The organism is Pantoea sp. C2G6 (genome assembly GCF_051336815.1).
GTDB lineage: Bacteria > Pseudomonadota > Gammaproteobacteria > Enterobacterales > Enterobacteriaceae > Pantoea.
Genome location: NZ_JBGMNJ010000024.1, coordinates 1 through 25,818 on the forward strand (window position 1 = coordinate 1; position 25,818 = coordinate 25,818).

Sequence of the window (25,818 nt, forward strand, 5' to 3'; positions counted from 1 at the left end):
GTATATTACGCTTTCCTCCTTCAGAGTCAACCTCTTTTTCAGAAGTTTTTCTCCGGCGGGTCAGTTTCCTGAACCTCTCAACGCTGCACTCCGTAAACCGTTGTGCCGTGTCGATGGAGGCGCATTATAGGGAGTTGTCTGACAGGCGCAATGGATAAATTGCATAAAAAAGCGCGTTCGCTGCATTCCACAGCAAAAGCCGTGGTTATACGCAGTTACGCACAACGTTATCCACACTCATCCGGCACAGCGAATTTAGACGAGCATCACGCAAACGTTTTCGCTACAATGCCGGGCGACGTCACGGACACCCCTTTTCGGGGCGTTACCTGAGGTTTTCGATCTTTTCTTCTTATATATAGAGGCAAACAAGATCGTTAAGCCTGATGTAACGCTCTTATATACGCGAACCAAAGCCAAGGGATAAACCACCATGCAACAACCTCGTCCTGTACGCCGTGCCTTGCTCAGTGTCTCTGACAAAGCCGGTATCCTCGAATTTGCTCAGGCGCTCTCCAGTCGCGGTGTCGAACTGCTCTCCACAGGTGGCACTGCCCGTCTGCTGGCGGAAGCGGGCCTGGCTGTCACCGAAGTGTCTGACTATACCGGTTTCCCGGAAATGATGGATGGACGTGTCAAAACCCTGCACCCGAAAGTGCACGGCGGCATCCTTGGTCGTCGCGGCCAGGATGATGAGATTATGGCGCAGCATGAGATCAGCCCAATCGACATGGTGGTCGTGAATCTCTATCCCTTTGCCCAGACCGTAGCCCGTGAAGGATGTTCGCTGGAAGATGCGGTGGAAAACATCGACATCGGCGGCCCGACCATGGTCCGCTCTGCCGCCAAGAATCATAAAGATGTGGCGATTGTGGTCAGGAGCAGCGATTACGACGCGATCATTGCCGAGATGGATGCCCACCAGAATAGCCTGACGCTGGAGACCCGTTTCGACCTCGCCATCAAAGCGTTCGAGCACACCGCCGCTTACGACAGCATGATCGCCAACTATTTTGGTAGCCTGGTGCCCGCCTATCACGGCGAACGTAACCAGCCCGCTGGCCGCTTCCCGCGCACGCTGAATCTTAACTTCATTAAGAAGCAGGATATGCGCTACGGCGAAAACAGCCATCAGGATGCGGCCTTCTATATAGAAGAGCAGATCGCTGAAGCCTCCGTTGCCACCGCGCAGCAGGTTCAGGGCAAAGCGCTCTCTTACAACAACATTGCCGATACGGACGCCGCCCTGGAGTGTGTAAAAGAGTTTGATGAACCTGCCTGTGTCATCGTCAAACATGCTAACCCCTGCGGCGTCGCGACCGGTGACTCTCTGCTGGCGGCCTATGATCGCGCTTATCAGACCGATCCTACCTCCGCTTTTGGCGGCATCATCGCGTTTAACCGTGAACTGGATGAAGCGACCGCACAGGCCATTATCAGCCGTCAGTTTGTCGAGGTGATCATCGCGCCTGCGGTTTCGGAAGCGGCCCTGAAAATTACCGCCGCGAAGCAAAACGTCCGCGTGCTGGTCTGTGGCAGCTGGCAGAGCCGGGTTGCCGCACTCGATTTCAAACGTGTTAACGGTGGCTTACTGGTTCAGGATCGCGATCTGGGCATGGTCGATGCCAGCCAGCTGCGCGTGGTCAGCCAGCGTCAGCCGACAGAGCAGGAGCTGCGTGATGCGCTGTTCTGCTGGAAAGTGGCGAAGTTCGTTAAGTCCAACGCCATTGTCTATGCGCGCGACGGCATGACTATCGGTATTGGCGCCGGACAGATGAGCCGCGTCTACTCGGCGAAAATCGCGGGTATCAAAGCGGGCGATGAAGGTCTGGAAGTGAAAGGCTCGGCGATGGCGTCAGATGCGTTCTTCCCGTTCCGTGACGGTATTGACGCCGCAGCCGCGGTTGGCGTGAGCTGCGTTATCCAGCCAGGCGGCTCGATCCGTGATGAAGAGGTGATCGCCGCAGCCGACGAGCACGGCATCGCGATGATCTTTACTGATATGCGCCACTTCCGCCATTAATTGTTTGGAGATAAGCAGATGAAAATTTTAGTGATCGGCAATGGCGGACGTGAGCACGCTCTGGCATGGAAAGCGGCACAGTCTCCGCTGGCGGAAACCGTCTATGTCGCACCGGGTAACGCCGGGACCGCATTAGAGCCTGCCCTGCAAAATGTAGAGATCGCCGCCTCCGACACCCCTGCCCTGCTGGCATTTGCGCAGCGCGAAAAGATCGATCTGACCATTGTCGGACCGGAAGCGCCGCTGGTAGCGGGCGTGGTTGATGCCTTTCGCGCTGCTGGCATGACTATTTTTGGCCCGACGCAGGCAGCCGCTCAGCTGGAAGGCTCGAAAGCCTTTACTAAAGATTTCCTCGCCCGCCATCAGATTCCCAGCGCGGAGTACCAGAACTTCACCGAAGTTGAACCTGCTCTTGCCTATCTGCGTGAGAAAGGCGCGCCTATCGTCATAAAAGCTGACGGCCTGGCCGCCGGTAAAGGTGTGATTGTGGCGATGACGTTGCAGGAAGCGGAGGCTGCGGTTCAGGATATGCTGGCCGGTAACGCCTTTGGCGATGCAGGACACCGTATTGTGATTGAGGAGTTTCTGGAGGGCGAAGAGGCCAGCTTCATCGTGATGGTCGATGGCGAGCATGTGCTGCCAATGGCCACCAGCCAGGATCACAAGCGCGTCGGCGAGGGTGATACCGGTCTGAACACCGGCGGAATGGGCGCCTACTCGCCTGCGCCGGTGGTGACTGATGAGGTCCACCAGCGCGTGATGGACCAGGTTATCTGGCCAACGGTGCGGGGCATGGCTGCCGAAGGCAACGTCTATACCGGTTTCCTGTATGCCGGCCTGATGATCGATCCCACCGGGCAGCCGAAAGTGATCGAATTCAACTGTCGCTTTGGCGATCCAGAAACGCAGCCGATCATGCTGCGCTTGCAGTCGGATCTGGTCGATCTTTGTCTGGCAGCCTGTGACGGTAAGCTGGATCAGAAAAGCTCAGAGTGGGATCCGCGTCCTGCGCTGGGCGTGGTGCTGGCCGCTGGCGGCTATCCGGGTGATTACAGCCAGGGCGATCAGATCCACGGTCTGCCGCTGGAAGAGGTGGCTGACGGCAAGGTGTTCCATGCCGGAACGCGACTGGAAGAAGATCGGGTACTGACCAACGGTGGCCGCGTGCTCTGCGTCACCGCTCTGGGCGAAGATGTCGCTGCGGCGCAAAAGCGGGCTTACGAGCTGGCCCAGCCTGTCTCATGGCAGGGCAGCTTCTGCCGCCGCGATATTGGCTATCGGGCGATTAACCGCAAATAAATTCAGGGGGCACACAGTGCCCCCTTCTTTCATCTACATCTCTTCTTCTTTCGGCTGCTGTGCGCACGTATCCCGCTGACTTATCCGCAGCAGCTGTACGCCTTCCGGCGCTTCCAGCCATGAGACCATCAGCGGTGCCGACGCTTCGCGTTGCTGCTGTGCCAGCATCTGCAAGGTATCAGCGTCAAAGGCGGTCTTCACCTGCTGGCCTTCACAGCTCTCCAGCCGGTTATACCCCTGCCAGCGCCCCTGCCGGAGAAACACCCGACCACTCAACAGCGCATCGCTGAGCTGGCGCATCCGCCGGGCATCAAACTTATAGAGTTCAACCGCGTCGGGACTGACCGCTTCACGCCGGCCCGCCAGCTGCCGCTGCATGAAGTTCAGGCCACCTTCCTGATCGAACCGCAGGGTGACATCATCGGGCTGATCGCCTTTAACCTGACGCTGAACGCTGATCAGCGCCTCTTCCAGCCAGACATAATCGGTGACTTCATCTTCACCGCCGCTGAACGGGGTATAGAAGGTGCGGATATGAACCGACTGGTGATCGCTGTTTTTGCGCCAGATACGGACGACGCCGCGATCGGCTAAATAGCCGCTGGCAGAAAACGGGGGAATATCTGGAGTGGAGCTACAACCAACAACGAACAGGGAGAGAAACAGGGCAGATAAACGCTGAGACAGCGTGGTCATAATGGCAGACCCTTAAACAAAAGGGGCGAAACGCCCCCTGTTTTAAAGCTTAACCGCAGTGCGACGTCTTACTTAACGGCGTCTTTCAGCGCTTTACCAGACACGAATGCCGGTACGTTTGCTGCAGCGATTTTGATCTCTTTGCCAGTCTGCGGGTTACGACCGGTACGCTCAGCGCGGTGGTTCACTTTAAAAGTACCAAAACCAACCAGTTGTACAGCATCACCATCTTTCAGAGACTCAGTGATCGCAGCCAGAGTCGATTCCAGCGCTGCCTTTGCCTGGGTTTTAGACAGGTCAGCTTTTTCTGCGATCACATCAATCAGTTGAGTCTTGTTCATAAGTTATCCTTAAAGTGTATTTATCGCTTGCTAAGCAACGAGTGCGAGGGAAAAGCCATATTCTGGCACTCTTCTGCCTGCACGCACCGATAGCCACAATTTTCAGCCCCCCAAATGTAGACCAGAGAGGGGGCCGATGTGAAGCCTCCAGGCGCGCTAATTCGGGCCTGAAGTCACGTTTTATCGCCTTACTGCTGGAAATTTATACCGATGTTACTTATTCCCGCTTCTCGCAGGTCAGATCGCAGGCCTTTAATCAGCTCCAGGTCGCGCTCTTCGCACTCTGCCAGCAGGCGGAAAATCTCCCACTGAAGATCCCATTCATCGATGATAGCCGGGTTTTCACGCAACTCTTCGTCGGTCATTTCCCGTCCAGCCTGGGTCATCTCCAGCATGGCGACGGTGGTAATGGAGGTCTTGCTGACCTCAATCGCATGCTCCAGCGTTTCACCGCTTAGCTGCGCATGGACCACTTCGCTTAATGCCACGCAGGCATCAATCGCCGGATAAACGCCGTAAACCTCAAACGCATCGCCATCAGGAATGGCGGCTTCGAGTTTTTCCAGCTGACTGTCAAAGTTAATCTTCGCATCTTTGACCGTCAGGTTTTCCCAGATAAGATCAAGAATACGGCGATAGAGTGCCGGATCGGCAAATTCTGTCTGCTCGCAGAAAGCGCGGTAGTTGGGATACATGCGCTCACACAGACAAGCCATAAAAGTCAGGTGCTGCCAGCTTTCCAGCTTCGCCAGACGCAGATGAACGGGATTTTGTAACATAAAGGTGGCTCTTATTCGTTTCGCTGGCGGCAGTGTAACTGCAAAAGCGCAACACAAACAGTGTTAAAGCGCGTTTTGCCAGCGCTGGAAAGCCGGGCGATTTGAGGCGACCGCGTCGGCCCAGCGGGTTGGCTCCGGCAAACGGTAGCCACGGGTGCAGTTTTCAACCCAGTGCAGCGCCGTATCCAGGCTGACCCGATGGCCGGTGGCGACAAACAGCGGGTTGCAGCGCTGCTTGCTGCGCCAGACCCAGCCTATCTGCTCACCTTTATCGATCAGCGGCTGACGGCTGCCCGGTTCTGCATCGAGATCGGCAAAACGGCCGCAGAGGCGGCTTTTTGCTACGCCAATGGTCGGCACATCGACCATCAGGCCAAAATGCGACGCCACACCGAGTCGCCGTGGATGCGAAATGCCATGCCCATCCACAAACAGCAGATCCGGCTTCTGCTCCAGCATTTGCCAGGCGGCCAGCAGCGCCGGATATTCGCGGAAGGAGAGAAAGCCCGGAATATAGGGCATGGTGGTATCAATACGCGCGATGCGATGTTCCACCAGCCTTAACGACGGATACTCCAGTACCACCAGCGCCGCGCGCGTGATGGTCCCCTCCTGTTCAAATCCCACATCTGCCCCGCCAATATAGCGGGGCGGTAAAATATCAAAGTCATCCACACGCACCACTTCAGCGGCGCGTTGCAGCTGCTCAGCGCGCAGTGCGGCAATATCCATAATTACTCCTGATGCCAGGGGCGTGATAAACGGTGCACCGCCTCAACAAAGACGCCCGCATGTTCCGGTGGCACATCCTGATGAATACCGTGACCCAGATTAAAGACATGGCCGGTGCCTGCGCCAAAGCGCTCAAGGATACCCGCCACTTCCTGTTCGATACGCGCTGGCGGCGCATAGAGCATTGAGGGGTCCATATTGCCCTGTAGCGCGACTTTATCGCCAACACGACGTCGCGCGTCGTCAATATCGGTGGTCCAGTCAAGACCCAGCGCGTCACAGCCGGTGGCCGCCATCGCTTCCAGCCACTGCCCGCCCCCTTTGGTGAACAGCGTTACCGGCACGCGGCGACCGTCGTTTTCACGCAGCAGGCCGTCGACGATTTTATGCATATAGTGGAGTGAGAACTCTCGGTAATCACGACCGGTCAGCACGCCACCCCAGGTATCAAACACCATAACCGATTGCGCACCGGCGCGGATCTGGGCGTTGAGATAGAGGATGACGCTATCGGCCAGCTTATCCAGCATCGCGTGCAGCGTGGCGGGATCGGCATACATCATCTTCTTAATTTTGGTGAAGGCTTTACTGCTGCCACCTTCCACCATATAGGTCGCCAGCGTCCACGGACTGCCTGAGAAGCCAATCAGCGGCAGATCGCCGTTCAGGTTCTTACGGATGGTACGCACCGCGTTCATCACATAACCCAGCTCCATCTCAGGATCGGGCACCGGTAAACGCTCGACGTCTGCACGGCAGGTCACGGGGTTAGAGAAGCGCGGGCCTTCGCCCGTTTCGAAATAGAGGCCCAGCCCCATCGCATCGGGGATGGTCAGGATGTCACTGAAGAGGATAGCGGCATCCAGCGGATAGCGACGCAGCGGTTGCAGGGTGACTTCACAGGCCAGTTCGGCGTTTTTACACAGCGACATAAAATCACCCGCCTGGGCGCGTGTCGCTTTGTACTCCGGCAAATAGCGCCCGGCTTGTCGCATCATCCACACCGGCGTGACATCTACCGGCTGACGCAGCAGGGCACGCAAATAACGATCGTTCTTCAGTTCACTCATCTCAACACTCTCTCTATGACAGGCGTGTAGTGTAGCACTTTCACACTTCGGCGCGGCACAGGGCGACGGTATCTTCAATCAGGCGGCGCGCCACGGTGCCCGGCGGAGGCAACAGCGGCAGAGCGTCAAAGCGGAACCAGGCGGCGTCCAGCAGCTCTTTGCCATCGTGTTGCAGATCGCCGCTGTCATACTCCGCCATAAAGGCGGTCATCAGCGATTGCGGGAAAGGCCACGGCTGTGAAGTGACATAACGGACATTTTTGACGCGGATGTTGCTCTCTTCCATCACTTCACGGGCGACCGCCTGCTCCAGCGTCTCGCCGACCTCAACAAAGCCCGCCAGCACGGTGTAGACCTTGTTACGATGACGGGCGTGGTTCGCCAGCAGGATTTCGTCACCGCGACGGATAGCGACGATGATGCAGGGCGCAATCTGCGGGTAGTAACGTTCGCGGCAATGGCTGCACAGACAGGCAAATTCATGCTTGCTGTGGTGCATCTCGTGGCCGCAATAGCCGCACCAGCGATGAGAGCGATAAAATTCCGCCAGCTGCACGCCGCGCCCCACCAGCTGAAACAGTCCCGGCTCCTGATCGATCAGCTGGCGTACTGAATAGATATCTTCAGAACGCGGCTCACAAATCAGCCAGACCTTTTCCCCCTGCCACTCACCAATGAGGCGAGCTTTACTGCCCGCTAAACCAAATTTTTCGGCTTTTCCGTGGGGTAAATCACCCTGCGGCAACCAAAGTTTCTGTTCATGGCTGACAATCCACCATCCAGCGTCTACGCTTGAGATTTCGCATTGCATTTATTTCGTCATCCTTAGCGTCAAATCGCACGCTGAAGCCCTGATGTTAAGTGTGTAGATGAACAACTATAACTCACATGGAGTTAGATATGCTTAACCAGTTAGACGTCCTGGCTGAACGCGTAGGTGGCAGCAATGAACTGGTCGATTCGTGGCTTGAAGCCCGTCGTCAGCTGCTGGTGACCTATTACCACCTGGTCGGCCTGAAACCCAATAAAGAAGCCCTGACCCGTCTGGATGAACAGGCGCTGGATAACTTCTGTCACGGCCTGGTGGATTACCTCTCCGCCGGTCACTTCAGCATTTATGAGCGGGTGATCAGTGAGATGAGTGGTGACAGTCCGATGATTGCGGCTGCACAGATCTATCCACCGCTGGAAGCCAACACGGAGCGGCTGATGCAGCTGTATGACGGCCATCTCCAGCAGGCTATCGACGATGAGAACTGCATGACCTTTCAGCAGGCGCTGTCCGAAGTGGGTGAAGTGCTGGAAGCGCGTTTTACGCTGGAAGATAAGCTGATCCAGCTGGCATGGGATAACCAGCTCGCCCCCCCGCCGGTGGCCAATGACAGCCAGATTGCCCGTCCGGCTTAACCGCCCTGCTGGATAATCGGGTTGAGTTTATTTCGCAGCCCTTTTATGCTGAACAGGTTCTGAGGTGAGCAGCCAAAGAACCTTTTTTATTCACGCTATGCTATTAACGTTTTTACGCCTGAAGCTGTTGTGACTCAGAGCCAGGCGTAAAAACAGATTCTTGTCGGAGTGCCCTGCCGGGCTGAGACCGTTCATTCGGGATCCGCGGAACCTGATCAGGTTAGAACCTGCGAAGGGAACAAGAGTAAATCTTCTCAGTGCACCAGCATTCTGATGCCTTCTGTACTGTTACTCCTTCCGAACTCCGGACAAGCAACGTTCCCCTTTAACAGGAAGATTGCTATGTCTGACTCAAAAATGACCCGTCGCGAACAACGTGCCCAGGCGCAGGGATTTATCGATTCTCTGCGAAGCGGCAGTGCATTTCCGCAATCCCGTCGCATCTGGATCCACGGCAGCCGGGACGATATTCGCGTTCCGATGCGGGAGATCACGCTAACCCCGACCCACACTGGCGGCAGCAAAGAACAGCCTCACTATGAGCAAAATGAAGCGGTGCCGGTCTATGACACCGCGGGCGCCTATGGCGATCCCGCGGCAACGATCGATCTCCATCGCGGTCTGGAAAAAGTGCGGGCGCGCTGGATCGCTGAACGTGACGACAGCGAATGGCTGCCGCAAAACAGCTCCGGCTATACCCGGCAGCGGCTGGCCGACGAAGCGCTTGACTCTCTGCGCTTCGATCCGCTGCCCGTACCGCGTCGGGCGCGTGCAGGTCGCTGCGTCACCCAGTTGCACTATGCCCGTCAGGGCGTCATTACCCCGGAGATGGAGTTTATCGCCCTGCGGGAGAATATGGGGCGGGAGCGCATCCGCAGTGAGGTTCTGCTGCAACAGCATCCGGGCCACAGTTTTGGCGCCCATCTGCCGGAGAATATTACGCCCGAGTTCGTCCGTCAGGAGGTCGCAGCCGGTCGCGCCATCATTCCGGCCAATATCAATCATCCTGAATCGGAGCCGATGATTATAGGCCGCAACTTCCTGGTCAAGGTCAACGCCAACATTGGCAATTCGGCGGTGACGTCATCCATTGAGGAGGAGGTAGAAAAGCTGGTCTGGTCGACGCGCTGGGGTGCCGACACGGTGATGGATCTCTCTACCGGCCGCAATATTCATGAAACGCGCGAATGGATTTTGCGCAACAGTCCGGTGCCGATCGGCACGGTGCCAATTTATCAGGCGCTGGAGAAAGTTAACGGCGTGGCCGAGGCGCTGAACTGGGACGTTTTCCGGGACACGCTGCTGGAGCAGGCGGAACAGGGGGTCGATTACTTCACCATCCACGCCGGCGTACTGCTGCGTTATGTCCCGATGACGGCCAGACGACTGACCGGGATTGTCTCACGCGGCGGATCGATCATGGCAAAATGGTGTCTGTCCCATCATCAGGAGAGTTTTCTTTATCAGCATTTCCGTGAAATCTGCGAGATCTGCGCCGCTTATGATGTATCGCTGTCGCTGGGTGACGGCTTACGGCCCGGCTCCATTCAGGATGCGAACGACGAGGCGCAGTTTGCCGAACTGCGCACCCTGGGCGAGCTGACCCGGATTGCCTGGGAGTATGACGTGCAGGTGATGATTGAAGGTCCGGGACACGTGCCGATGCATATGATCCGCCGCAACATGACCGAGCAGCTCGAACAGTGCGCTGAAGCCCCCTTCTATACCCTGGGCCCGCTGACGACCGACATCGCGCCCGGCTATGACCACATTACCTCAGGTATCGGGGCGGCGATGATTGGCTGGTTTGGCTGCGCCATGCTCTGCTACGTCACCCCCAAAGAGCACCTGGGCCTGCCGAATAAAGAGGATGTGAAGCAGGGATTGATCACCTACAAAATTGCGGCCCATGCCGCCGATCTGGCGAAAGGCCATCCCGGCGCGCAGATCCGGGATAACGCGATGTCAAAAGCGCGCTTTGAATTCCGCTGGGAAGATCAGTTTAATCTGGCGCTCGATCCACAGACGGCCCGCGCGATGCATGACGAAACCCTGCCGCAGGAGTCAGGCAAGGTCGCCCACTTCTGTTCGATGTGCGGTCCTAAATTCTGCTCAATGAAAATTTCCCAGGAGGTGCGCGACTTCGCCGCCCGTCAGGAAGCCGTTACGCAGTACGTTGAAGTGGGTATGACACAGATGTCAGATAATTTCCGCAGCCGCGGCGGTGAGCTTTATCACCCCGCCGACACCCTTGAGAAGGAGTAACCATGCCCGCATTCCCCGCTACCGCACCCCGCCTCGGGCTTTATCCGGTGGTTGATAGCCCGGAGTGGATTGAACGTCTGTTAGAGGCTGGCGTTCGCACTCTGCAACTGCGCATCAAAGATCAGCCCGATGAGCGGGCTGAACCGGCCATTGTGCGGGCGATAGCGCTCGGCAGACGCTACGACGCGCGGTTGTTTATTAATGACTACTGGCAGCTGGCGATTAAGCATCAGGCGTATGGTGTGCATCTGGGTCAGGAGGATCTGGATGTCGCCAATCTGGACGCGATTTATCAGGCGGGATTACGCCTGGGGATCTCCACCCACGATGATGCGGAACTGGAGCGGGCGCTGGCTATTCAGCCCTCTTACATCGCACTGGGTCATATTTTTCCCACGCAGACCAAAGAGATGCCTTCCGCTCCGCAGGGCTTAGCAGAACTGAAGCGCCACCTGACACGGCTGACGCATATCCCCACCGTGGCGATTGGCGGCATCACCCTTGCGCGAACGCCGGAGGTGCTGGCAACCGGCGTGGGCAGTATTGCGGTGGTGAGTGCGATTACCCAGGCGGATGACTGGCGTGAAGCAACACGTACCCTGCTGGCGCTGGCCGAACCCGACCGCCAGTAATAGGGTTTTCTGGAACCCCTTCCGCACAGGCCATGCAACAGATGCAAAGCCAGAAATAATCTGGGAAGGCGGCGCGCAGCCCTGACGTCTGGAGCTGGCGCGCCGCGACCGGAAACCTTAACGTGGCCTGCGTCAGGTTAAGGTTATCTGACCAGGGCCAGTTTCCTCCTCTTGCTGGCCCTGCCTTTCCCGATTTAACCGGTGAGAGGCTGACGCAGACGAATCATGCTGGCATGAGAGCATGGCCCGCTCAACGGCCGCCCCCACCTGCGCCAGCGCCTGCTCAGTCTGGTCATTGATCGGCAACGCATAGTTCAGACGCAGACAGTTACGGTATTTACCCGATGCTGAAAACAGCGATCCCACCGCAATCTGAATATTTGATTCAAGCAGTTCGCGATTCAGCCGCACGGCATCAAAGGCTTCGGGCAGCTCTATCCACATCAGAAAGCCGCCCTGCGGACGGGAGACGCAGATGCCACAGGGGAAATAGTGCCGCACCCAGCAGCTGAAGGCCTCATAGTTGCGGTGATAGATTTGCCGCATCCGGCGCAGATGAGGCTGATAATGGCCCTGGCGGATAAATTCTGAGACCGCATGCTGCGGCTGCGTGGCGGTGGAACCGGTGACGATATATTTCATGTGCAGCACGCGGTCGCGATAACGACCCGGCGCAACCCAGCCGACACGCAAACCGGGTGCCAGGGTTTTTGAAAAGGAGCTGCACAGCAGTACCCGGCCATCGAGATCCAGCGCTTTAATGGTGGGGGGACGGGGATACTCCCAGGCTAATTCGCCATAAACATCATCTTCAATGATCGCCGCATCAAAACGCTGTGCCAGCGTCAGCAAGGCCCGTTTGCGCGGTTCCGGCATGATAAAACCCAGCGGGTTGTTACAGTTCGGCACCACCACCACCGCTTTGATCGGCCATTGATCAAAAGCCAGCTCCAGCGCTTCGAGGCTGATACCGGTCACTGCGTCCGTGGGGATCTCAATGGCCCGAATGCCAAAGCCGCGCAGGGTTTGCATAATGCCATGAAACGAGGGTGACTCTACGGCGATAATATCGCCCGGCTCGCACACCGCGCGCACTGAGACAGACAGCGCCTCGTGGCAGCCGGTGGTAATGACGATCTCATCGGCGGTGAGCTGGCAGCCGCTATCAATCGCCAGCCGTGCCACCTGTTGACGCAGCGCCAGCACACCATAGAGGTTGTCATAATTCAGCAGTGCCGTTTCCTGCTTCTGCGCCTGGCGGCTGAAAGCCTTCCACAGCGGCTTCAGCGTCGGCTGGGTCAGATCAGGCATGCCGCTGCCCATCTGCAACACATCATCGGCCTGACGACTGTTGATCAGCGCCAGTACCGCATCCCATTGCGTGACCTCAACCGGCCGCTGCGCCGGGCGCGTCAGTGCCGGTATCGGCGGTGTCGCCTTGCGTGACGCCACGAAATAGCCTGAACGCGACTGCGGGATAATCATCTGCTTCTCTTCCAGCAGATGATAAGCCTGCTGTACCGTACTGATGCTGACGCCATGCTCAGCACTCAGGCTACGCACGGAGGGCAGGCGCTCACCGCTGCGATATAACCCCTGTTCAATACGCTGGGCCAGCAGTGTCGCCAGATGTTCATATCGGGTCATCGTATTCCCTGCTCCGCATAGATTGATATTTGACCAGTACAGTCATCCCCTGTTTTTACCATTCAGATCCCACCAGCCGCAATCTGTATGTTAAATAAAAGTGATTTTTGCGTCTGTATCATACAGAGCGCTCCGCTGAGAATGGTGCTCAGGCAAATCATTGAGGGCACTATCATGGGATATGATGAAAATCGCGCAGCTAAACCTTTTGCAGTCACGCCTTACCATCTGCTTCGCTTGCTGTGGCGCAGCTATCAACGCTGGCAGCGGCGGCGGGAGACCCGCACTATCCTGGCGAAGCTGAGCGACGCGCAGTTAAAAGATATTGGTATGCGCCGCGATGAGTGGAAGATCTGAGTTCAGACCAAAAAAAAACCCTGCCGAAGCAGGGTTTTTATCTGGCTGACGACGATTAATCGTCTTTGCTACCGCCGAGACCGGCGTTTAACAGTTCGGCCAGGCTGGCTGAGGCTTCATCCGCAGTCACCTGAGGTGCTGCCGGAACTTCGCCTGCCGCTTTACGGCGCATACGATCCTGATGGTAAGCATAACCAGTACCGGCCGGGATCAGACGACCCACGATGACGTTCTCTTTCAGGCCGCGCAGTTCGTCACGCTTGCCTGCGACTGCGGCTTCGGTCAGGACACGGGTCGTCTCCTGGAACGATGCAGCAGAGATGAACGACTCGGTTGCCAGTGACGCTTTGGTAATACCCAGCAGGTCACGCATGAAGGTTGCGCCGACTTTTCCGTTCGCTTCCAGATCACGGTTAGAGATCTTGATGCGAGAGAATTCAGCCTGCTCACCTTCCAGGAAGTCGGTGCTTCCTGCGCTCATGATGGTTGCTTTACGCAGCATCTGACGAACGATGACTTCGATGTGCTTATCGTTAATCTTAACGCCTTGCAGACGGTAAACTTCCTGCACTTCGTTAGTGATATAACGGGTCACCGCATGCACGCCACGCAGACGCAGAATGTCATGTGGAGACTCTGGGCCATCGGAAACCACGTCACCGCGCTCAACACGTTCACCTTCGAACACGTTCAGCTGACGCCATTTCGGAATCATCTCTTCGTACGGTTCGCTGCCATCCAGCGGAGTAATCACCAGACGACGCTTACCTTTGGTCTCTTTACCGAAGGAGATGATACCGCTGATCTCCGCCAGGATTGCTGGCTCTTTCGGACGACGTGCTTCGAACAGATCGGCAACACGTGGCAGACCACCGGTAATATCTTTGGTACCGCCAGATTCCTGCGGCACACGCGCCAGGGTGTCACCCGCGCTGATCTTCACGCCATCTTCCAGCTGAACAATCGCTTTACCTGGCAGGAAGTACTGAGCCGGCATATCGGTGCCTGGGATCAGAACGTCGTTGCCGTTGGCATCAACAATTTTCAGGGCCGGACGCAGATCTTTACCGCCTGATGTACGCTCGGCGCTGTCCAGCACCACCAGCGAGGAGAGACCGGTTAAGTCATCTGTCTGGCGGGTAATGGTCTGGCCATCGATCATGTCGGTGAAGCGAATGAAACCGCCCACTTCGGTGATAACCGGCATGGTATGCGGATCCCAGTTTGCGACGGTTTCGCCCGCGGCAACCTGCTCACCATCACCTTTCGCCATGGTAGAACCGTAAGGAACTTTATAGCTCTCTTTGGTACGACCAAATTCGTCGATCATTTTCAGTTCAACGTTACGCGAGGTGATCACCAGCTTGCCTGCCGAGTTCGTTACCGACTTGGCGTTGGTCAGCTTGATGGTACCTTTGTTCTTCACCTGAATGCTCGATTCAGCAGCCGCACGTGATGCCGCACCACCGATGTGGAACGTACGCATCGTCAGCTGTGTACCTGGCTCACCGATGGACTGTGCCGCGATAACACCGATCGCTTCACCTTTGTTGATGATGTGACCACGTGCCAGGTCGCGACCGTAGCAATGCGCACACACACCAAAGTCGGTTTCACAACCTACGACTGAACGCACTTTCAGGCTGTCGACTGAGTTCAGTTCCAGCACGTCACACCAGTGCTCATCGAGCAGGGTATTACGCGGAACCAGAATGTCAGCGGTGCCAGGCTTCAGCACGTCTTCTGCCGTCACACGACCCAGTACACGTTCACGCAGTGGCTCTTTAACATCACCACCTTCGATAACCGGGGTCATCATGATGCCTTCGTGGGTACCACAATCATCTTCGGTAACGACCAGATCCTGTGCAACGTCAACCAGACGACGTGTCAGATAACCGGAGTTCGCCGTTTTCAGTGCGGTATCCGCCAGACCTTTACGCGCACCGTGGGTTGAGATGAAGTACTGGAGTACGTTCAGCCCTTCACGGAAGTTCGCCGTGATCGGTGTTTCGATGATGGAGCCATCTGGCTTCGCCATCAGACCACGCATACCGGCCAGCTGACGAATCTGTGCAGCAGAACCACGCGCACCGGAGTCGGCCATCATAAAGATGCTGTTAAAGGAAACCTGTTTCTCTTCTTCGCCGTCACGGTTGATCACGGTTTCAGTCGAGAGGTTTTCCATCATCGCCTTGGCAACACGTTCGTTGGCTGCGGCCCAGATATCGATGACTTTGTTGTAACGTTCGCCCGCGGTAACCAGACCAGACTGGAACTGCTCCTGGATCTCAGCCACTTCCGCTTCCGCTTCGGTGATGATTTCCACTTTCTTCTCTGGGATAACCATGTCGTCGATACCCACTGACGCGCCTGAACGGGCAGCGTAAGCGAAACCGGTGTACATGGTCTGGTCAGCGAAGATAACGGTCGGCTTCAGGCCCAAAATGCGGTAACAGGTGTTCAGCATTTTGGAGATTGCTTTTTTGCCCAGCGCCTGGTTAACGATGGAGAAAGGCAGACCTTTTGGCACGATCATCCACAGGATGGCGCGACCAATGGTGGTATCGATGATGCTGGTTTTCGCAACCCACTCATCCTGCTCATTTTTCTCGTGTTCGGTAATACGTACCTTCACGCGAGCGTGCAGCGATGCGAGGCCAGCGCGATAAACACGCTCAGCTTCTTTCGGGCCAGTCAGCACCATGCCTTCGCCTTTGGCGTTAACACAGTCACGGGTCATGTAGTAGAGACCCAGTACAACGTCCTGAGAAGGAACGATGATTGGCTCGCCGTTCGCAGGTGACAGGATGTTGTTGGTTGACATCATCAGCGCACGCGCTTCCAGCTGGGCTTCCAGCGTCAGCGGTACGTGGACAGCCATCTGGTCACCATCGAAGTCGGCGTTATAGGCCGCACAAACCAGCGGGTGCAGCTGGATCGCTTTACCTTCGATCAGAACCGGTTCAAAGGCCTGAATACCCAGACGGTGCAGCGTAGGCGCACGGTTCAGCAGAACCGGGTGCTCACGGATCACTTCGTCGAGGATATCCCAGACAACCGCTTCTTCGCGCTCAACCATTTTCTTCGCGGCTTTGATGGTGGTGGCCAGGCCACGCAGTTCCAGCTTGCCGTAAATGAACGGTTTGAACAGCTCGAGTGCCATTTTCTTCGGCAGACCGCACTGATGCAGACGCAGGTATGGACCTACGGTGATAACCGAACGACCTGAATAGTCGACACGTTTACCCAGCAGGTTCTGACGGAAACGACCCTGCTTACCTTTGATCATGTCAGCCAGCGATTTCAGCGGACGCTTGTTGGAACCGGTGATCGCACGACCGCGACGACCGTTGTCCAGCAGCGCATCGACCGCTTCCTGCAACATACGCTTTTCGTTGCGCACGATGATGTCTGGCGCAGCCAGATCCAGCAGGCGCTTCAGACGGTTGTTACGGTTGATCACGCGACGATAGAGATCGTTCAGATCCGACGTTGCGAAACGGCCACCATCCAGCGGAACCAGCGGACGCAGATCCGGTGGCAGCACAGGCAGCACGGTCAGGATCATCCACTCTGGCTTGTTACCAGATTGCACGAACGCTTCCAGCAGCTTGATACGCTTGGTCAGTTTTTTACGTTTGGTTTCGGAGTTGGTTTCGTTCAGCTCTTCACGCAGCTGCTCGCACTCCTGCTCCAGATCCATGTTTTTCAACAGGGCCTGGATCGCTTCGGCGCCCATTTTGGCGTCGAACTCGTCACCGAACTCTTCCAGCGCGTCAAGGTACTGCTCTTCAGTCAGGATCTGACGCTTCTCGAGGTTGGTCATGCCACCTTCGATTACCACGTAAGATTCAAAGTAGAGCACGCGCTCGATGTCACGCAGCGGCATATCCAGCAGTAAGCCGATACGCGATGGCAGTGACTTCAGGAACCAGATGTGCGCGGTCGGCGACGCCAGTTCGATGTGGCCCATACGCTCACGGCGTACTTTAGTCTGGGTCACTTCAACGCCGCACTTCTCACAAATCACACCACGGTGTTTCAGGCGCTTGTACTTACCGCACAGGCACTCATAGTCTTTTACCGGCCCGAAGATACGGGCACAGAACAGACCATCGCGCTCTGGCTTAAAAGTACGGTAGTTAATGGTTTCTGGCTTTTTCACTTCACCAAAAGACCAGGAACGGATCATGTCTGGCGAAGCCAGCGCAATTTTGATCGCATCAAACTCTTCGGTCTTAGTTTGCGCTTTCAGAAACTTAAGTAAGTCTTTCACGGATTAGCTCCCGTCGGAGTGAGACTCAGGGGGCGCCCAACCGAAATTGAACGCCCCGTAACCAGTACAATTGCGAGCGCTTAAACCCTGCGCTTTCAGGCGGCGGCAAGCCGCATGAAATGGGGGTTACTCGTCTTCCAGCTCGATGTTGATACCCAGCGAGCGAATCTCTTTCAACAGTACGTTGAAGGATTCCGGCATGCCCGGTTCCATCTGATGGTTGCCGTCCACGATGTTTTTATACATCTTGGTACGACCGTTGACGTCATCAGACTTAACGGTAAGCATTTCCTGTAGGGTATACGCGGCACCGTATGCTTCCAGTGCCCATACTTCCATCTCACCGAAGCGCTGACCACCGAACTGCGCCTTACCACCCAGCGGCTGCTGAGTAACCAGGCTGTAGGAACCGGTTGAACGCGCATGCATCTTGTCATCAACCAGGTGGTTGAGTTTCAGCATGTACATGTAGCCAACGGTTACCTGACGTTCGAACTGCTCACCGGTACGGCCGTCAAACAGGGTAATCTGACCGGAAGAAGGCAGGCCGCCGAGCTGTAACAGCTCTTTGATTTCGCTCTCTTTCGCGCCATCAAACACCGGAGTGGCGATTGGCATACCTTTCTTCAGGTTCTCAGCCAGACGCAGTACTTCGTCGTCGCTGAAGGTGTTCAGGTCGACTTTCTGACGAACATCGGTGCCCAGGTCGTAAGCACGCTGGATGAACTCACGCAGTTTCGCGACTTCTTCCTGCTTCTTCAGCATGGCGTTGATCTTCTCGCCAATGCCTTTCGCGGCCATACCCAGGTGGGTTTCCAGAATCTGACCGATGTTCATACGTGATGGTACGCCCAGCGGGTTCAGTACGATGTCAACCGGCGTGCCGTTTTCATCGTAAGGCATATCTTCGATCGGGTTGATCTTAGAGATAACACCTTTGTTACCGTGACGGCCGGCCATTTTATCACCCGGTTGAATCTGACGTTTAACGGCCAGATAAACCTTAACGATTTTCAGCACGCCTGGTGCCAGATCGTCGCCCTGGGTGATTTTACGACGCTTACCTTCGAGTTTTTTCTCAAACTCGTGCTTCAGTTCGTCGTACTGCTCTGCCAGCTGCTCCAGCTGGTTTTGCTTGGCTTCGTCATTCAGACCCAGCTCCAGCCAGCGCTCGCGCGGCAGCTTGTCCAGCTTGTCTGCTTCAACGCCACCGGAAATCAGTACTGCCTGGATACGGCTGAACAGGCCCGCTTCCAGAATCTGCAACTCTTCAGACAGGTCTTTCTTCGCCTGCTTCAGCTGCATCTCTTCGATTTCCAGCGCACGTTTGTCTTTTTCCACGCCATCGCGGGTAAAGACCTGAACGTCAATCACGGTGCCTGACACGCCATTCGGTACGCGCAGTGACGAATCTTTCACGTCAGAGGCTTTTTCACCGAAGATCGCGCGCAGCAGTTTCTCTTCTGGCGTCAGCTGGGTTTCACCTTTTGGCGTCACCTTACCAACCAGAATGTCGCCACCGGTCACTTCCGCACCGATGTAGACGATGCCTGACTCATCCAGTTTAGAGAGCGCAGCCTCACCCACGTTCGGAATATCAGCGGTGATCTCTTCCGGCCCCAGCTTGGTGTCACGCGACACGCAGGCCAGTTCCTGGATGTGAATTGTGGTGAAGCGATCTTCCTGAACCACGCGCTCGGAGACCAGGATGGAGTCTTCGAAGTTGTAACCGTTCCACGGCATGAACGCGACACGCATGTTCTGGCCCAGAGCCAGTTCACCCAGGTCGGTGGACGGGCCATCTGCCAGCACGTCGCCGCGCTCAACCGGCTCACCCAGAGAAACACACGGCATCTGGTTGATGCAGGTGTTCTGGTTAGAACGGGTATATTTGGTCAGGTTGTAAATGTCGATACCGGCTTCGCCAGCATGCATTTCGTCTTCGTTCACTTTGATAACGATACGTGATGCGTCAACGTACTGTACGGTACCGCCACGTTTCGCAACGGCGGTCACACCGGAGTCAACGGCAACAGCACGTTCCATACCGGTACCGACCAGCGGCTTATCAGCACGCAGCGTAGGTACGGCCTGACGTTGCATGTTCGCACCCATCAGAGCACGGTTGGCGTCATCGTGTTCCAGGAACGGGATCAGGGAGGCACCGACAGAAACCACCTGCTGGGTGGAAACGTCCATGTAGTCAACCTGATCGCGGCTGAACAGACTTGATTCGCCTTTGCTACGGCAGGTAACCAGGTCATCAACAAACGCGCCATTCTCATCAAGAGAGGCGTTCGCCTGAGCGATAACGTAGTTACCCTCTTCGATAGCGGAGAGGTAGTGAATCTCGTCAGATACCAGACCGTCGATTACACGGCGATAAGGCGTCTCAAGGAAACCGTACTCATTGGTCTGCGCATAAACAGACAGGGAGTTGATCAGACCGATGTTCGGACCTTCAGGGGTTTCGATCGGGCAGACACGGCCGTAGTGCGTTGGGTGTACGTCACGCACTTCGAAGCCGGCACGCTCACGAGTCAGACCGCCTGGGCCAAGGGCAGAAATACGACGTTTGTGCGTAATTTCTGACAGCGGGTTGTTCTGATCCATAAACTGAGAGAGCTGGCTGGAACCAAAGAACTCTTTCACCGCGGCCGAAATCGGCTTGGCGTTGATCATGTCCTGTGGCATCAGGGTGTCGAGGTCGCCCAGAGACAGACGCTCTTTCACCGCACGCTCAACACGGACCAGACCCACACGGAACTGGTTCTCAGCCATTTCACCCACTGAACGAATACGACGGTTGCCGAGGTGGTCAATATCGTCCACTTCGCCTTTACCGTTACGGATGTCGATCAGTTTTTTCATCACTTCGATGATGTCTTCTTTGCTCAGGATGCCTGAACCTTCGATTTCATCACGCAGCAATGAACGGTTGAACTTCATACGGCCAACCGCAGAGAGATCGTAACGATCTTCAGAGAAGAACAGATTCTCAAACAGGTTCTCTGCCGCTTCGCGCGTTGGCGGCTCACCAGGACGCATCATACGGTAGATCTCAACCAGGGCGCTCAGGCGATCGCTGGTTGGGTCGACACGCAGGGTCTCAGAGATATAAGGACCGTGGTCCAGATCGTTGGTGAACAGCGTTTCGATGCGCTTGTGACCGGACTGGCTCAGTTTGGCCAGCAGATCCAGTGACAGCTCCATGTTCGCTGCAATAATCAGCTCACCGGTGCTCTCATCGATATAATCTTTAGCAACCACTTTGCCCGCGATATATTCAACCGGGACTTCGATGTGCTGAATGCCATCTTTTTCCAGCTGACGAATATGGCGCGCAGTGATGCGACGTCCTTTTTCGACGTAAACGGTGCCGTTGGCTTCAATATCGAAGGTTGCGGTTTCACCACGCAGGCGCTCAGGTACCAGCTCCATCTGCAACTTGTTGTCACGGATTTCAAACACCACTTTCTCGAAGAAGAGATCGAGGATTTGAGGCGTGGTGAACTGTAATGCGCGCAGAATGATGGTCGCTGGCAGCTTACGACGACGGTCGATACGGACGAACAGGTTATCTTTCGGGTCAAACTCAAAGTCGAGCCATGAACCGCGGTAAGGGATGATACGTGCGTTATACAGCACTTTACCCGAAGAGTGGGTTTTACCCTTATCGCTATCAAAGAACACGCCAGGACTACGGTGCAGCTGAGAAACGATAACGCGCTCGGTACCATTGATGACAAAGGTACCGTTGTCGGTCATGAGCGGAATTTCGCCCATGTAGACTTCTTGTTCTTTAATGTCTTTTACGGTGCCTTCTGGCGCTTCGCGCTCATAGATCACCAGACGCAGTTTGACGCGCAGCGGTGCCGAATAGGTCACGCCACGGATCTGACACTCTTTCACGTCAAAGACAGGTTCGCCTAAGCGATAGCTCACATACTGCAACTCAGAGTTGCCGCTGTAGCTCGCAATAGGGAATACGGAACGGAATGCAGCTTCCAGTCCGTACTGACCTTCTGGATCTTGCTCGATAAACTTCTGGAACGAGTCGAGCTGGATGGAAAGGAGATAAGGTATGTCCAGTACTTGCGGACGTTTACCAAAATCCTTACGAATACGTTTTTTCTCGGTATAGGAGTAAACCATAGGGTTCCTCAGCTAGCTGACAAGTCGACCCACGCTGTCCGTCCTGACAGGACAGTTCATGCAACACGATTTTGTTTGATTCACTGGCTGCGCGGCAGCAGTGCAATACCTCTTTCTATCACGCTTAAATCATTTCATCGCTTTTGCGAGGGCAGGGAACCCGCACAGGAGAGCGGTATATTAAGTCGTCGATAGAGAAAGATATTGAAGAGCAACAATGGACAAACAGTGTGAAACCCCATTGAGGCCCTGGAGCGCAAAAAGGCTGGTGACCAAAAAGTCACCAGCCATCAGCCTGAAAACTACTCAGACTGCAACCCGAAGGCTGTCTTACTTAACTTCAACTTCAGCGCCAGCTTCTTTCAGAGCAGCTTCAAGTGCAGCTGCGTCATCTTTGCTGATGCCTTCTTTGATTACGCCAGTTGCTTCAACCAGATCTTTGGCTTCTTTCAGGCCCAGACCAGTTGCGGTACGAACGGCTTTGATAACTGCTACTTTGTTCGCGCCAACAGCTTTCAGGATAACGTCGAATTCAGTTTTTTCTTCAACAGCTTCAGCCGGGCCAGCAGCAACAGCTACAGCGGCAGCAGCAGAAACGCCGAATTTTTCTTCCATAGCAGAAACCAGCTCAACTACTTCCATTACGGACATCGCTGCAACAGCTTCCAGAATTTGGTCTTTAGTGATAGACATGACAATTGTTCCTAAGAATCAGAAAAAGTTTATACGTAAGCAAGTACGGAGAAAAAGAGAGGCTTAAGCCGCTTCTTTCGCGTCGCGTACAGCAGCCAGAGTGCGGACCAGTTTGCCAGCAGCGGCTTCTTTCATGGTCGACATCAGACGTGCCAGTGCTTCTTCGTAGGTCGGCAGAGTTGCCAGACGGTCAATATTAGCCGCCGTGATCAGCTCACCTTCAAAGGCTGCAGCTTTGACCTCAAATTTTGCATTCGCTTTCGCGAAATCTTTGAACAGACGAGCAGCAGCGCCCGGGTGTTCCATAGAATATGCAATCAGGGTCGGACCAACAAACGTGTCTTTCAGGCACTCAAACTGAGTTCCTTCAACGACGCGGCGCAGCAGGGTGTTACGAACAACACGCATGTAAACGCCAGCTTCACGGCCTGCTTTACGCAGTTCGGTCATTTTATCAACGGTAACGCCACGGGAATCCGCAACAACCGCTGAAAGCGCACCTTTGGCTACTTCGCTGACTTCAGCAACAATCGCTTGTTTGTCTTGAAGATTTAATGCCATTAGCTTTTGCTCCTGGATTTGACCGGGAAAGGATTTCCCCGGAACTCACTTCACTTATTCACCCGAAGATGAGTAAGCGCTCGAACACGGTGAGCAGAATCCAGCTAAGAAAAAATTCTTTTGGTTCTGTCACCGTCTACGCAGGGTATTAAGCGGAATATCCGAAGATATGCTGCTCCTGCGGTCTTGGACGGAGGCCAGGATAAGGCCTGGCTCCAACCTAAATTCTGTGTGACGCAGGGGATTCAGACGGAAAGGCGGTAAACGCAGCAATCGGTTCTGACCTTCTGGGTCCTGTTCTGCTAATAACAGAACAACGGGCGTAAGATTCTAGGTGAATTTTTCGCCCGTTTCAAGCAGCAATTAGTTTGCTGTTGCGTTCAGACCAGCCTGGTCAACGGCAACGCCGGCGCCCATGGTGGTTGAAATGCTGACTTTCTTGATGTACACGCCTTTCGCCTGAGATGGTTTCGCTTTTTTCAGCGCAACCAGCAGAGATTCCAGGTTTTCTTTCAGTTTGTCAGCATCGAAGTCCACTTTACCAATGGTAGTGTGGATGATGCCGTTTTTGTCGTTACGATAACGAACCTGACCCGCTTTAGCGTTCTTAACTGCTTCAGCAACGTTAGGGGTTACAGTACCGACTTTCGGGTTAGGCATCAGGCCGCGTGGACCCAGAATCTGGCCCAGCTGGCCAACAACGCGCATTGCATCCGGGGAAGCAATAACAACGTCAAAATTCATTTCGCCTTTCTTGATCTGCTCAGCCAGGTCTTCCATACCTACCAGTTCAGCACCGGCTGCTTTAGCAGCTTCAGCGTTGGCACCCTGGGAGAAGACAGCAACACGTACTGAACGACCAGTACCGTGTGGCAGAACGGTCGCGCCACGCACGTTCTGATCAGATTTACGTGCATCAATGCCGAGGTTGACAGCAACGTCAACACTTTCAACGAACTTGGCGGTAGCCAGTTCTTTCAGCAGAGTAATAGCTTCAGCAATATCGTACTGCTTGGTCGCGTCAACTTTGTCGCGAATTACGGTCATGCGCTTGGTCAGCTTAGCCATTTCTTAGTCCTCTACTACCAGGCCCATGGAACGAGCAGTACCTTCGATGGAGCGAGTCATCGCTTCAACGTCAGAACCAGTCATGTCCGCAGCTTTAGTTTCTGCGATTTCACGTACCTGAGCACGAGTCACTTTACCGACTTTATCTTTGTTCGGCTTACCAGAACCAGACTTGATACCCGCTGCTTTTTTCAGCAGCACGGCAGCTGGAGGTGTCTTGGTAATAAAGGTAAAAGAACGGTCGCTGTATACGGTGATAACAACTGGAGTCGGCAGACCTTTTTCCAGAGATTCGGTCTTCGCGTTGAACGCTTTACAGAATTCCATGATGTTAACACCCTGCTGACCCAGAGCTGGACCAACCGGTGGACTTGGGTTCGCCATACCAGCTGCAACCTGCAGCTTGACGTAGGCTTGGACTTTCTTAGCCATGATATTTCCTCAATTGGGTTTTAGCGCCTGTAAAGGCTCCCCGTGATAATAATTTATACGCTGTCGCCAGCGCATAAAAACAAAAGGCGCGAAATTGTAGTTAAATTTCGCGCCTGCTGCAACAGCTAAATTGTGAGCGGAGAGTGATTAACCCTTCTCCACCTGACCGAAGTCGAGTTCAACCGGTGTTGCACGTCCGAAGATGGAAACGGATACCGTCAGGCGGCTCTTCTCGTAATCGACATCTTCAACCACACCGTTAAAGTCAGCAAACGGACCATCGTTAACGCGGACCATTTCACCTGGCTCAAACAGCGTTTTCGGACGCGGCTTATCACCCACCTGTTGCAGGCGGTTCATGATCGCGTCAACTTCTTTGTCGCTGATAGGTGCCGGGCGATCCGAGGTGCCGCCGATGAATCCCATCACGCGCGGGACGCTACGCACCAGGTGCCAGCTGGCGTCATTCATCACCATCTGTACCAGCACGTAACCCGGGAAAAACTTGCGCTCGCTCTTACGACGCTGGCCACCACGAATCTCCACGACTTCTTCAGTCGGAACCATGACGTCGCCAAACAGCTCTTCCATGTTGTGCAATTTGATATGCTCGCGCAGCGACTGTGCTACGCGGCCTTCAAAACCGGAAAACGCCTGTACGACGTACCAGCGTTTCTTTGGAGCTTCAGACATCTCAGAACCTCAGGCCAGTGATAAACGATACCAGACGGACCAGAATACCATCCAGCCCCCACAAAATCAGTGACATCACGGCGGTAACCGCGGCAACGATTAACGTGGTATGCAGTGTTTCCTGGCGGGTTGGCCAGATAACCTTGCGCATTTCTGTTCTTGCTTCACGAGCAAAAGCCACGGTCGCTTTGCCTTTGGTCGTTAAAAGCGCAATGCCGCCAGCCGCTGCAATCAATACGACTACGGCTAACGCACGCAGTGGCAGTGACACATCACGATAGAGGTAGTTACCTACAATCGCTGCAAGTAGCAGTAACACGACTACTACCCACTTTACCGCTTCCAGGCCACGCCCGCTCCCTTGAGCTTCGGTATTCGCACTCATAAACCAACCTGCCACAATAATTCAGAAACTATTCTGCCCCGCAGTGCGAGGCGTCCAAACCGAATGAGCTTTTGGGGCGTAACTCGGTATCCAACGCCGCATAACAGAGCCTGTCTCAGCAATGATTATGATCGAAAATCACTGATGAGCCAGGTTCTATGAAACAGCGTGCAAAAAGGGCATCAAATGATGCCCTTTCCGTGTGCATTGCGTCAAACGTTATCGGTAATTAAGCGATAACTTTAGCAACAACACCCGCGCCAACGGTACGGCCACCTTCGCGGATTGCGAAGCGCAGACCTTC

The 25,818-nt window shown here is 55.1% G+C and carries 21 protein-coding genes, 1 pseudogene and 1 riboswitch; of the genes and pseudogenes, 6 read left to right on the forward strand and 16 right to left on the reverse strand.

The features are described from left to right. Nucleotides 1-433 precede the first annotated feature (433 nt). Together purH and purD are read left to right on the forward strand one after the other, a co-directional pair. On the forward strand, nucleotides 434-2,023 hold the full coding sequence (gene purH / locus ACCW71_RS19980) for a bifunctional phosphoribosylaminoimidazolecarboxamide formyltransferase/IMP cyclohydrolase (RefSeq protein ID WP_436374354.1): 1,590 nt from the start codon (nucleotides 434-436) through the stop codon (nucleotides 2,021-2,023). Between the two features lie 18 nt (nucleotides 2,024-2,041). After that, nucleotides 2,042-3,322: a phosphoribosylamine--glycine ligase gene (gene purD, locus ACCW71_RS19985; protein WP_436374355.1), complete on the forward strand. Its 1,281-nt coding sequence runs from the start codon at nucleotides 2,042-2,044 to the stop codon at nucleotides 3,320-3,322. A 33-nt stretch (nucleotides 3,323-3,355) separates the two neighbouring features. Here the strand turns inward: purD and ACCW71_RS19990 are convergent, their stop codons facing one another. From ACCW71_RS19990 to nudC, 6 genes are all read right to left on the reverse strand, one after another. Next, nucleotides 3,356-4,018, reverse strand: coding sequence for a DUF1481 domain-containing protein (locus ACCW71_RS19990; protein ID WP_436374357.1), 663 nt, complete (start codon nucleotides 4,016-4,018; stop codon nucleotides 3,356-3,358). A gap of 68 nt (nucleotides 4,019-4,086) precedes the next feature. Continuing rightward, entirely contained in the window at nucleotides 4,087-4,359 is a 273-nt protein-coding gene (gene hupA / locus ACCW71_RS19995; protein ID WP_003850136.1) for a nucleoid-associated protein HU-alpha, read from the reverse strand. 188 nt (nucleotides 4,360-4,547) lie between these two features. Next, nucleotides 4,548-5,138, reverse strand: a complete 591-nt coding sequence (locus ACCW71_RS20000) for a YjaG family protein (RefSeq protein ID WP_436374358.1) — start codon at nucleotides 5,136-5,138, stop codon at nucleotides 4,548-4,550. A 63-nt stretch (nucleotides 5,139-5,201) separates the two neighbouring features. Then, nucleotides 5,202-5,870, reverse strand: coding sequence for a deoxyribonuclease V (gene nfi / locus ACCW71_RS20005; RefSeq protein ID WP_436374360.1), 669 nt, complete (start codon nucleotides 5,868-5,870; stop codon nucleotides 5,202-5,204). Nucleotides 5,871-5,872: 2 nt separating this feature from the next. Further along, nucleotides 5,873-6,940, reverse strand: a complete 1,068-nt coding sequence (hemE, locus tag ACCW71_RS20010; RefSeq protein ID WP_436374362.1) for a uroporphyrinogen decarboxylase — start codon at nucleotides 6,938-6,940, stop codon at nucleotides 5,873-5,875. Nucleotides 6,941-6,980: 40 nt separating this feature from the next. Further along, nucleotides 6,981-7,751, reverse strand: coding sequence for an NAD(+) diphosphatase (gene nudC / locus ACCW71_RS20015; RefSeq protein ID WP_436374363.1), 771 nt, complete (start codon nucleotides 7,749-7,751; stop codon nucleotides 6,981-6,983). Nucleotides 7,752-7,840: 89 nt separating this feature from the next. Here nudC and rsd point away from each other — a divergent pair, with 89 nt between their 5' ends. The 3 genes from rsd to thiE all read left to right on the forward strand — a co-directional run bounded on the left by rsd (nucleotide 7,841) and on the right by thiE (nucleotide 11,244). Next, nucleotides 7,841-8,347 (forward strand): sigma D regulator, encoded by a 507-nt coding sequence (gene rsd, locus ACCW71_RS20020; RefSeq protein WP_436374365.1) that lies wholly within the window; start codon nucleotides 7,841-7,843, stop codon nucleotides 8,345-8,347. A gap of 154 nt (nucleotides 8,348-8,501) precedes the next feature. After that, nucleotides 8,502-8,602, forward strand: a riboswitch (TPP riboswitch). Between the two features lie 87 nt (nucleotides 8,603-8,689). Beyond that, the gene (thiC, locus tag ACCW71_RS20025; RefSeq protein WP_436374366.1) at nucleotides 8,690-10,612 is read left to right on the forward strand and encodes a phosphomethylpyrimidine synthase ThiC; all 1,923 of its coding nucleotides are present in this window, start codon (nucleotides 8,690-8,692) and stop codon (nucleotides 10,610-10,612) included. A 2-nt stretch (nucleotides 10,613-10,614) separates the two neighbouring features. Beyond that, nucleotides 10,615-11,244 carry a thiamine phosphate synthase gene (thiE, locus tag ACCW71_RS20030; RefSeq protein ID WP_436374368.1) on the forward strand — a complete coding sequence of 210 codons (630 nt, stop codon included), beginning with the start codon at nucleotides 10,615-10,617 and terminating at the stop codon, nucleotides 11,242-11,244. Between the two features lie 132 nt (nucleotides 11,245-11,376). On the opposite strand, the gene ACCW71_RS20035 is transcribed toward thiE, so the two are convergent. After that, the gene (locus ACCW71_RS20035; RefSeq protein WP_436374370.1) at nucleotides 11,377-12,891 is read right to left on the reverse strand and encodes a PLP-dependent aminotransferase family protein; all 1,515 of its coding nucleotides are present in this window, start codon (nucleotides 12,889-12,891) and stop codon (nucleotides 11,377-11,379) included. 174 nt (nucleotides 12,892-13,065) lie between these two features. Between ACCW71_RS20035 and ACCW71_RS20040 the strand changes: the two genes are divergently transcribed. Next, nucleotides 13,066-13,248, forward strand: coding sequence for a DUF1127 domain-containing protein (locus tag ACCW71_RS20040; protein WP_436374372.1), 183 nt, complete (start codon nucleotides 13,066-13,068; stop codon nucleotides 13,246-13,248). A gap of 55 nt (nucleotides 13,249-13,303) precedes the next feature. Here ACCW71_RS20040 and rpoC read toward each other — a convergent pair whose 3' ends face one another. From rpoC to ACCW71_RS20085, 9 genes and pseudogenes are all read right to left on the reverse strand, one after another. Then, nucleotides 13,304-17,527: a DNA-directed RNA polymerase subunit beta' gene (rpoC, locus tag ACCW71_RS20045; protein WP_436374374.1), complete on the reverse strand. Its 4,224-nt coding sequence runs from the start codon at nucleotides 17,525-17,527 to the stop codon at nucleotides 13,304-13,306. A 126-nt stretch (nucleotides 17,528-17,653) separates the two neighbouring features. Continuing rightward, nucleotides 17,654-21,682: a DNA-directed RNA polymerase subunit beta gene (rpoB, locus tag ACCW71_RS20050; RefSeq protein ID WP_436374375.1), complete on the reverse strand. Its 4,029-nt coding sequence runs from the start codon at nucleotides 21,680-21,682 to the stop codon at nucleotides 17,654-17,656. Between the two features lie 330 nt (nucleotides 21,683-22,012). Further along, nucleotides 22,013-22,375, reverse strand: a complete 363-nt coding sequence (rplL, locus tag ACCW71_RS20055) for a 50S ribosomal protein L7/L12 (protein ID WP_006121499.1) — start codon at nucleotides 22,373-22,375, stop codon at nucleotides 22,013-22,015. Nucleotides 22,376-22,438: 63 nt separating this feature from the next. Then, nucleotides 22,439-22,936, reverse strand: a complete 498-nt coding sequence (gene rplJ / locus ACCW71_RS20060) for a 50S ribosomal protein L10 (RefSeq protein ID WP_003848098.1) — start codon at nucleotides 22,934-22,936, stop codon at nucleotides 22,439-22,441. Nucleotides 22,937-23,299: 363 nt separating this feature from the next. Then, nucleotides 23,300-24,004 (reverse strand): 50S ribosomal protein L1, encoded by a 705-nt coding sequence (gene rplA, locus ACCW71_RS20065; RefSeq protein WP_436374377.1) that lies wholly within the window; start codon nucleotides 24,002-24,004, stop codon nucleotides 23,300-23,302. Between the two features lie 3 nt (nucleotides 24,005-24,007). Beyond that, nucleotides 24,008-24,436 (reverse strand): 50S ribosomal protein L11, encoded by a 429-nt coding sequence (gene rplK / locus ACCW71_RS20070; protein ID WP_006121495.1) that lies wholly within the window; start codon nucleotides 24,434-24,436, stop codon nucleotides 24,008-24,010. 147 nt (nucleotides 24,437-24,583) lie between these two features. After that, the gene (nusG, locus tag ACCW71_RS20075; RefSeq protein WP_003848088.1) at nucleotides 24,584-25,129 is read right to left on the reverse strand and encodes a transcription termination/antitermination protein NusG; all 546 of its coding nucleotides are present in this window, start codon (nucleotides 25,127-25,129) and stop codon (nucleotides 24,584-24,586) included. A 1-nt stretch (nucleotide 25,130) separates the two neighbouring features. Then, nucleotides 25,131-25,514 carry a preprotein translocase subunit SecE gene (gene secE / locus ACCW71_RS20080; protein ID WP_008927141.1) on the reverse strand — a complete coding sequence of 128 codons (384 nt, stop codon included), beginning with the start codon at nucleotides 25,512-25,514 and terminating at the stop codon, nucleotides 25,131-25,133. Nucleotides 25,515-25,743: 229 nt separating this feature from the next. Continuing rightward, nucleotides 25,744-25,818 (reverse strand): annotated as a pseudogene (locus tag ACCW71_RS20085) (EF-Tu/IF-2/RF-3 family GTPase); the annotation flags it as partial.

Excerpts from the sequence above, each read along its gene's own strand:
- purH (WP_436374354.1), top strand. The coding sequence starts at position 434 with ATGCAACAACCTCGTCCTGTACGCCGTGCCTTGCTCAGTGTCTCTGAC.
- thiC (WP_436374366.1), top strand. The coding sequence starts at position 8,690 with ATGTCTGACTCAAAAATGACCCGTCGCGAACAACGTGCCCAGGCGCAG.
- ACCW71_RS20000 (WP_436374358.1), bottom strand. The coding sequence starts at position 5,138 with ATGTTACAAAATCCCGTTCATCTGCGTCTGGCGAAGCTGGAAAGCTGG.
- ACCW71_RS20035 (WP_436374370.1), bottom strand. The coding sequence starts at position 12,891 with ATGACCCGATATGAACATCTGGCGACACTGCTGGCCCAGCGTATTGAA.
- nusG (WP_003848088.1), bottom strand. The coding sequence starts at position 25,129 with ATGTCTGAAGCTCCAAAGAAACGCTGGTACGTCGTACAGGCGTTTTCC.
- hupA (WP_003850136.1), bottom strand. The coding sequence starts at position 4,359 with ATGAACAAGACTCAACTGATTGATGTGATCGCAGAAAAAGCTGACCTG.
- thiE (WP_436374368.1), top strand. The coding sequence starts at position 10,615 with ATGCCCGCATTCCCCGCTACCGCACCCCGCCTCGGGCTTTATCCGGTG.
- rplK (WP_006121495.1), bottom strand. The coding sequence starts at position 24,436 with ATGGCTAAGAAAGTCCAAGCCTACGTCAAGCTGCAGGTTGCAGCTGGT.
- nfi (WP_436374360.1), bottom strand. The coding sequence starts at position 5,870 with ATGGATATTGCCGCACTGCGCGCTGAGCAGCTGCAACGCGCCGCTGAA.
- rplJ (WP_003848098.1), bottom strand. The coding sequence starts at position 22,936 with ATGGCATTAAATCTTCAAGACAAACAAGCGATTGTTGCTGAAGTCAGC.
- ACCW71_RS20040 (WP_436374372.1), top strand. The coding sequence starts at position 13,066 with ATGGGATATGATGAAAATCGCGCAGCTAAACCTTTTGCAGTCACGCCT.
- rsd (WP_436374365.1), top strand. The coding sequence starts at position 7,841 with ATGCTTAACCAGTTAGACGTCCTGGCTGAACGCGTAGGTGGCAGCAAT.
- nudC (WP_436374363.1), bottom strand. The coding sequence starts at position 7,751 with ATGCAATGCGAAATCTCAAGCGTAGACGCTGGATGGTGGATTGTCAGC.
- rpoB (WP_436374375.1), bottom strand. The coding sequence starts at position 21,682 with ATGGTTTACTCCTATACCGAGAAAAAACGTATTCGTAAGGATTTTGGT.
- rplL (WP_006121499.1), bottom strand. The coding sequence starts at position 22,375 with ATGTCTATCACTAAAGACCAAATTCTGGAAGCTGTTGCAGCGATGTCC.
- purD (WP_436374355.1), top strand. The coding sequence starts at position 2,042 with ATGAAAATTTTAGTGATCGGCAATGGCGGACGTGAGCACGCTCTGGCA.
- rplA (WP_436374377.1), bottom strand. The coding sequence starts at position 24,004 with ATGGCTAAGCTGACCAAGCGCATGACCGTAATTCGCGACAAAGTTGAC.
- secE (WP_008927141.1), bottom strand. The coding sequence starts at position 25,514 with ATGAGTGCGAATACCGAAGCTCAAGGGAGCGGGCGTGGCCTGGAAGCG.
- ACCW71_RS19990 (WP_436374357.1), bottom strand. The coding sequence starts at position 4,018 with ATGACCACGCTGTCTCAGCGTTTATCTGCCCTGTTTCTCTCCCTGTTC.
- hemE (WP_436374362.1), bottom strand. The coding sequence starts at position 6,940 with ATGAGTGAACTGAAGAACGATCGTTATTTGCGTGCCCTGCTGCGTCAG.